Origin of the sequence: uncultured Veillonella sp. (assembly GCF_915069625.1) — a bacterium.
Lineage (GTDB): Bacteria > Bacillota > Negativicutes > Veillonellales > Veillonellaceae > Veillonella.
This window is the reverse complement of sequence record NZ_CAJZFD010000119.1, coordinates 1-6,372: the sequence shown is the minus strand read 5'-3', so window position 1 is coordinate 6,372 and position 6,372 is coordinate 1. Positions and strand designations below refer to the sequence as shown.

The 6,372-nt window shown below is 36.2% G+C and carries 10 protein-coding genes; all 10 read left to right on the top strand.

Translation table 11 applies throughout. From position 1 onward, the window contains the following. The first annotated feature begins 184 nt into the window (after positions 1–184). The 10 genes from QZ548_RS06980 to QZ548_RS06935 all read left to right on the top strand — a co-directional run bounded on the left by QZ548_RS06980 (position 185) and on the right by QZ548_RS06935 (position 6,252). On the top strand, positions 185–751 hold the full coding sequence (locus tag QZ548_RS06980) for an A24 family peptidase (protein WP_295212631.1): 567 nt from the start codon (positions 185–187) through the stop codon (positions 749–751). Further along, positions 706–1,167 (top strand): hypothetical protein, encoded by a 462-nt coding sequence (locus tag QZ548_RS06975; protein WP_119206198.1) that lies wholly within the window; start codon positions 706–708, stop codon positions 1,165–1,167. The genes QZ548_RS06980 and QZ548_RS06975 overlap by 46 nt, the downstream gene beginning before the upstream one ends. Before the next feature lie 7 nt (positions 1,168–1,174). Next, entirely contained in the window at positions 1,175–1,531 is a 357-nt protein-coding gene (locus tag QZ548_RS06970; protein ID WP_119206199.1) for a hypothetical protein, read from the top strand. Positions 1,532–1,560: 29 nt separating this feature from the next. After that, positions 1,561–2,103 (top strand): hypothetical protein, encoded by a 543-nt coding sequence (locus tag QZ548_RS06965; RefSeq protein ID WP_295869292.1) that lies wholly within the window; start codon positions 1,561–1,563, stop codon positions 2,101–2,103. Next, on the top strand, positions 2,084–2,491 hold the full coding sequence (locus QZ548_RS06960) for a hypothetical protein (RefSeq protein WP_295869290.1): 408 nt from the start codon (positions 2,084–2,086) through the stop codon (positions 2,489–2,491). The genes QZ548_RS06965 and QZ548_RS06960 overlap by 20 nt, the downstream gene beginning before the upstream one ends. 9 nt (positions 2,492–2,500) lie before the next feature. Continuing rightward, complete coding sequence (locus QZ548_RS06955; RefSeq protein ID WP_295869289.1) at positions 2,501–3,355, top strand: hypothetical protein; 855 nt, start codon at positions 2,501–2,503, stop codon at positions 3,353–3,355. Further along, positions 3,339–3,929: a fimbrial assembly protein gene (locus QZ548_RS06950; protein ID WP_295869288.1), complete on the top strand. Its 591-nt coding sequence runs from the start codon at positions 3,339–3,341 to the stop codon at positions 3,927–3,929. The genes QZ548_RS06955 and QZ548_RS06950 overlap by 17 nt, the downstream gene beginning before the upstream one ends. Further along, positions 3,898–4,326 (top strand): hypothetical protein, encoded by a 429-nt coding sequence (locus tag QZ548_RS06945; RefSeq protein ID WP_295869286.1) that lies wholly within the window; start codon positions 3,898–3,900, stop codon positions 4,324–4,326. The genes QZ548_RS06950 and QZ548_RS06945 overlap by 32 nt, the downstream gene beginning before the upstream one ends. Before the next feature lie 125 nt (positions 4,327–4,451). Then, positions 4,452–5,366, top strand: coding sequence for a shikimate kinase (locus QZ548_RS06940; protein WP_295869284.1), 915 nt, complete (start codon positions 4,452–4,454; stop codon positions 5,364–5,366). After that, positions 5,338–6,252 (top strand): ATP-dependent 6-phosphofructokinase, encoded by a 915-nt coding sequence (locus QZ548_RS06935; protein ID WP_295869294.1) that lies wholly within the window; start codon positions 5,338–5,340, stop codon positions 6,250–6,252. The genes QZ548_RS06940 and QZ548_RS06935 overlap by 29 nt, the downstream gene beginning before the upstream one ends. Positions 6,253–6,372 lie beyond the last annotated feature (120 nt).

Genomic DNA, 6,372 nt, shown 5'->3' with positions numbered 1-6,372 from the left:
AGTACTTAATATTTAATACTTAATAGTTATTATTTAATATTTAAGTCTTAATAGTTAATGTGCATGGATTGATGATTGGAATGTAAATTTATATTTGCATTTACATATGTAGTTATATTAATAGCTATACAGTAGTTATATTTACATTAATATATGTACAGTTGATTTTATGGAAGGAAAAGGTATGAAAGGGACTCATTACGTTATAGCACTGATCGTGTATTTAGCATCCATTGTATTGCCTATTATACTTTCATCACGAGCAATATCCTTTATTCACGTTGCTTTGTATGCTGTATTTTCACTCATCATCATAGCAGGTGCTACCATCGATATGCATTACTATATATTGCCTGATGAAGGGGCGTTAGTGCTTGTTTTAGGTGGTATAGTGTATAGCCTTATAAATGATAAGTCTATGCTTATAACGATTATAAGTGTTATGAGTGTAGGTGCTATTACATATGGACTTCGTCTTATGAGTCATAAAGGCTTTGGACTAGGCGATGTGAAATGGTTTTCTGCTATTGCCATGTGGCTTACGCCGTGGGAGATTGTATGCTTCTTTTACGTAGCCTTTTGTGTTGGTTCTCTCTATCTCTTACTAACAAGCTATCGTAATCGATACATTCCATTTGGTCCCTTTCTATGCTTTGGTGGTTGGTGTGCCTTACATGGCGGATCCTATATGGAGGTGTTGTACCAATGGTTAAGGCACAACCTATACATCATCAATACGGTTCTTTGTTAGCTGAGTGGATTATTGCAATTAGCTTATTTTTACTTCTTATTTCTATGTCTTTGCCCATTGTAACAACGCCTAGCCGCTATACTCTAAATGGAAGTACTGAAGAAGTAGTATATATGTTAAAAAAGGTTCAACTTTGGTCTATGCTTGGGCATAAGTCTAATGGAAAAGGGCGTATGTTATTCATATTAAATAAAGACAGCTATACCTTAGAGGAGGATGCTCATCATCATACAGTTAATATATCCTTACCTGCAGGGATTGAAAATGTACAACCCTTAACGGTTATCTCTTTTTCTTCTCTAGGATTACCTTATGATGGAACGGAACTTATTTTACGGGATCGAGAAAGTGGTGAGAGAAATCGTATATGGATATCTGTACAAACGGGACGTATTCGATGGGAAGAAGTACACTAAGGGCTTTATGTATGGAGATGCCCTAGTATCAACAGCTATTATTATGTTTATCTTGCCTGTTATATTATCTGTATTTTGGATGGCTACCTTAACAATCTATAAGGCTTACTATTGGGATCATATATTACAAGATACCATAACATATGTAGAAGAAAGTAAGTCTACGTATTATCAAACGGGACATATTCAAGAAGGTATACATAACTCTCAATTTATTATGAGTCCCAGTGAATCGATTACATATAAATCACATGTAGAGCCTATCGTAGAAAATGGCATTGTCCTACAACGATTAACTGTGCAGGCCATAGATAATGAATCTGTTGTGTATACCTTATCTCTCGACTTGGAGGAAATACGGTGAGGACTCATGATGCACAAAGAGGTTTTATTTTGTATTCCACACTCATCAGTATAACTATTTCTACCATCGTTTTAACGTTATTGTTAGGTATAGTTTTTTATGGGGTTATGTGGAATGCAAAATTTGTAGATAGCGTTTCTATGATGGAGGATGGTCGTTATACGCGGCGCATGGTGGTAGCTCAAATCATATGGAATCCTGTACCGATAACGGTAGAGGATCGAAATAGTACCTTATATATTCACGACACTAAGCGGACTACACTAACATTACAACGCCATGCTTTGTATAGAAAGCTTACAGATGGCAGTTTACAACCTGTTAGCGGCAGCCGTATTATCGGCACAAAGGATAAACGAAATGTTGGGTACACACAAGAACATCCATTTAGTATGGATGAGAGCGGAGTAGTCCATATGCGCTGGTATATTACGAATCGATTTACTGGTGATAAAAAATATACTGCTGGATATGGAGGCTTAGCTATATATGAAGTCGCTATAGGTCAAAGTAGTATATATGATTGGTATAAAGATAATGAGGAAACAAGTCATGAACATAGAAGCCCATAATGCTGGGTTTATTACATATGTAGCCATATTTACAATGTCCTTTTTATTGGTATTAGCCTTTATGGGATTGCGTATTGGTCAAATTTGTGAAAGTAATGCAGTAGATGAATTGCATTTAGAAGAGGCTCACTATGCAGCTCAAAGTGGAGCACATTGGTTTGTAGGCTATTGTAAAGCAGGTAATACTTGGGACTTTCAGAAAAAGCTAATTGTGGCTGATGATGCGGATGTGGAAATTACCATTGAGGCCGATCCATCCCGTGACAATCCTCGTCACGTTATGAGTTATGGAAAATTGAAACATCAAGAAATAGTAAGTCGTGTACATATGTATGTGACAGTGGATACAGATCATACTATGCATGTTATGAAGGTAAAACCATATTGAGGTGAATCTATGAAACGGAAAAAGAAGATACATACTGGTGTATGTATTACAGATGAACGTATTGTATGTGTGACAGCTCATGTAGAAAATAAAACGATGGTCATTACCGATGCACTAGAAATGAAACGCAGTGCATCTATTGATGAGGATGTTAGAAAATTTATAGAAATGTATGATTTAGATGACGGAGCTTACAGCATGGTAGCTAATATTGATACACAAATGCATGTAGCACCTTATGATCCTCACGATTTTGATATGAAGGAGTTCATCAAATGGAATGTAGAGGATTACTTTACCTTTGATGGCGACAGTTTCCAAATGGATGCATGTCGTCGAGAATATCCAAGACATAATTACCATATGTTTATGGTTGCCGTAGAGCGTCATTCATTAGAACTTTTAAAACAAGGTATACGAGACACCTATGCACCGGTGGATGTAATAGATTTCTGGCCTATTCCTATTTGTTACAGCTTGATGCGGCGTAGTGGTACCGTGACTGGTGTCGTAGAAAAGGATAATTTACACTTATGGTTATGGTGGAATGATATATGTATTCAAGAACAGATTATCCCTATTAGTAGCAGTGATGTATCAGAAGCTATGGAGGTACTAGAATCTAAACTACAAGAATTTGGCGTAGATGAAATACAAGGGGTTAAGCTGTATGGGTTAGATCAATTAACCGATGAGGAACAAAAGGATATGGAAGCCATTATTTCTATATATGGAGAGACAGAGTATATTCCATTATTATTCTTAGGGCGTGGTCGTAATAGATGTAAACAAGGACAATTAGATTGGGATATGGCTATAGGTATGGCTGCAAGGGGGCTTAAATGGATTGGCTTGGGATGGTAGATATATTAATCTAATGCCTCGATCGTTACGTTGGCATAGTTTATGGCATAAATATCGTTATTATCTATATGGTATGAGCATTGTATACGTAATAGTAGGATTAATAGCTATAGGTTGTTGCTTGTCGAACTATGAACAGTATAAGACTGAAAAATCAGAACTATTGACGCTATTGGAAAATCAGCAGTATCAGTCAATTGGAAAACAGTTTGAAGATATAGCATCAGTTAAAAATAAAATACTTAAGAATAGTTCTGGAAAAAATAAAAAACCTATTTTTCAAAATACTATCGTTTTATATGTTCTTGATATAGCTATGGAGCAAGGAATCAGTTTACAACATCTCAACATAAAGGATGAACATATTAGTGTAGATGGTATAGGCCATAGTGATGAAGCATGCCGTAAATTTATAGCTAGTCTTCAACAAAGGTTAATTGGAATGGATTGTCATGGAACAGTTAAAGCAGATCAAGGTATATATACATTCCATATGGAAGGATCTAAAGGAGAGCACAACACATCCAGTAGAGAAGATAGTAATGATCATACTGATGTGGGGCATCATTATTAGTATTTCACTATATGGGTATATTAGCTTAGATCACAAAGCGACTCATTTGAAAGAACGACAAGAAAACTATGTTATCCAAATGCAAGCTAAGTCAGATTATATCGTATCTAAGGAAGCAAAATTACTAGCGTCTTTTACAGAAAATAAGTTATCGAACACGAGTTCTAATACTAGTATTTTTGAGTCTTTGCAAGGAGAACCATTAATGATTGTTAGTACTGATGAGCATGAAGGTGTATTAGAGTTAAATTTATTAGGAAGCACAGAACGCCTAATCAACTGGATTAATACTATTGAAGCAAAAGACCCTTCACGCCGTATAGAAATAGAGGACATAGAACGAAAAGGCAATGTTGTGTATGTACATTGTGCAGTAAAACCGAATATGAGATCTTAATATATATTCTTTTATAGTAATATTAATAGAGACAGATTATAGATTGTTATCCTATAGTCTGTCTTTGTTTTTGTTGCATTTTATAGTACAATGAAGGATATGAAATAATAAGGGGCACATAACAGATGATAATAAAACGAAATATTATGCTCATCGGTTCTATGGGGAGTGGCAAGAGCCATTTCGGTCGTAATCTTGCGGAACGCAAGGGATGGCAATTTGTAGATACCGATCGCGTATTAGAAGGTCGTTTTGGGTTGCCTATTGCTGAAATATTCAAGAAAATTGGGGAAAAAGCATTCCGACGTGCAGAAATGGATGTACTGAAAAAGGTTTGCTTATATCACGAAGCAGTCATCTCCGTAGGTGGTAATTTTCCCATTGAACATCGCACATTAAAGGTATTGAAGAAATATTCTTATATCATTGGTATCCGCGCTGCACAATTTCGCATTGTCAGTCGTGTGAATCGCCGTATTGGGAAACGGCCAACCATGGATTATAACAATGTTCATGCCTTTGTACATGCTATGATACAATCCTGGAAACCGGTGTATAAGCAGTGTGATTTTGTACTAGATACAACAAATGGTCGGACCTATGATTTTATGCAACGTATTGAGGATGAATTAGTTACCTCAGATGTTCAATTTAAAGCAAGACGTCAACCCAATGATACGGATACTAGAGATGGTAAACAGCCATCTCAAGAATTACAATTTAATAATTCTCTAAGAGGTAAACTAGATAATCCTGGATTATCTAGAACACAACGCTTTAATAAAAGGATTTCTAATGATACAGAAACCAAGCAGATAGTCTTAAAAAAAGAACTATCTCATAAGGCAGCATCTTATAAAGCGAGTAATGACAAACGTCGCAAACATAAGAAATCTAATCAAGCGGTTACTGCACATAAGACAGAAACTATATCCAAACAACGTACACCACAAGGGGGTAATGGATATGAGAAGAATCGCAATACTAACAAGCGGCGGAGACGCACCTGGAATGAACGCCGCCATAAGAGCGCTAACTAGAAATGCCATTCATGAAGGCTTTGAAGTTTTCGGTATTGAACGTGGCTATTTAGGTATTATGGAAGAACAATTTGTTCCTTTAGCAAACCGTTCTGTAGGTGGTATTATTACTCAAGGCGGTACCATACTAAAAACAGCTCGTTTTCCTGAGTTTCAAAATGAAGATGTTCAGCGTAAAGCTTACGATATTTTGAAAGCTCATAATATTGATCACCTTATTGTTATCGGTGGCGATGGTTCTATGCGAGGCGCTACGAGTTTAGCTAAGCTTGGCATGTCTACAATGACAATTCCATGCACCATAGATAATGATATGGGTGGCACTCAATATACGCTAGGATTTGATACGGCTCTCAATACTGTGGTTGATGCTGTTGGAAGAATTCGTGATACATCTAATTCACATGAACGGGTAGCCATTGTAGAGGTAATGGGGCGTAAAGCAGGTCATATTGCACTTAAAGCTGGCCTTGCCTGTGGTGCTGAAATTGTACTCGTTCCTGAAAATCCTATGCCTTTACATGAGGTCTGTCGTCATTTAAAGGAAACACAGATACGTGGTAAAGAATATAGTGTGATACTCGTTGCTGAAGGTGCATATAATAGTGGAGAAGTAAAATCCTTTATTAAGGAGCATACGGAATTTGATCCCAGTTTGACTGTATTAGGATATTTACAACGCGGTGGAGGTCCTTCTGCATTCGATGCTATTTTAGCGGCGCGTATGAGTGAAAATTGTATTGAGTTATTGATGAATGGTACTGATAATCGACTAATTGGATATATTGATGGTCATATTCGTCCTATTTCCTATCAAGAGGCTGAAAGTCTTGTATTTCCTATTAATGAAAAGGATTATACATTATTATCCATTTTAAGTAGTTAAAACTATCAATGACCCGCAAGGGTCATTTTCTTTTATCATCAATTATTCATTAATGAAATTATATTGCATAAAAGTAATTGGTACTGTATAATTTAACAATACTAATAGTATTGTTAGGAA

Bases quoted from the DNA above. Each gene is read 5' to 3' on its own strand.
- QZ548_RS06980 (WP_295212631.1), top strand. From the start codon at position 185: ATGAAAGGGACTCATTACGTTATAGCACTGATCGTGTATTTAGCATCC.
- QZ548_RS06975 (WP_119206198.1), top strand. From the start codon at position 706: ATGGTTAAGGCACAACCTATACATCATCAATACGGTTCTTTGTTAGCT.
- QZ548_RS06970 (WP_119206199.1), top strand. From the start codon at position 1,175: ATGTATGGAGATGCCCTAGTATCAACAGCTATTATTATGTTTATCTTG.
- QZ548_RS06960 (WP_295869290.1), top strand. From the start codon at position 2,084: ATGAACATAGAAGCCCATAATGCTGGGTTTATTACATATGTAGCCATA.
- QZ548_RS06955 (WP_295869289.1), top strand. From the start codon at position 2,501: ATGAAACGGAAAAAGAAGATACATACTGGTGTATGTATTACAGATGAA.
- QZ548_RS06945 (WP_295869286.1), top strand. From the start codon at position 3,898: ATGATCATACTGATGTGGGGCATCATTATTAGTATTTCACTATATGGG.
- QZ548_RS06940 (WP_295869284.1), top strand. From the start codon at position 4,452: ATGATAATAAAACGAAATATTATGCTCATCGGTTCTATGGGGAGTGGC.
- QZ548_RS06935 (WP_295869294.1), top strand. From the start codon at position 5,338: ATGAACGCCGCCATAAGAGCGCTAACTAGAAATGCCATTCATGAAGGC.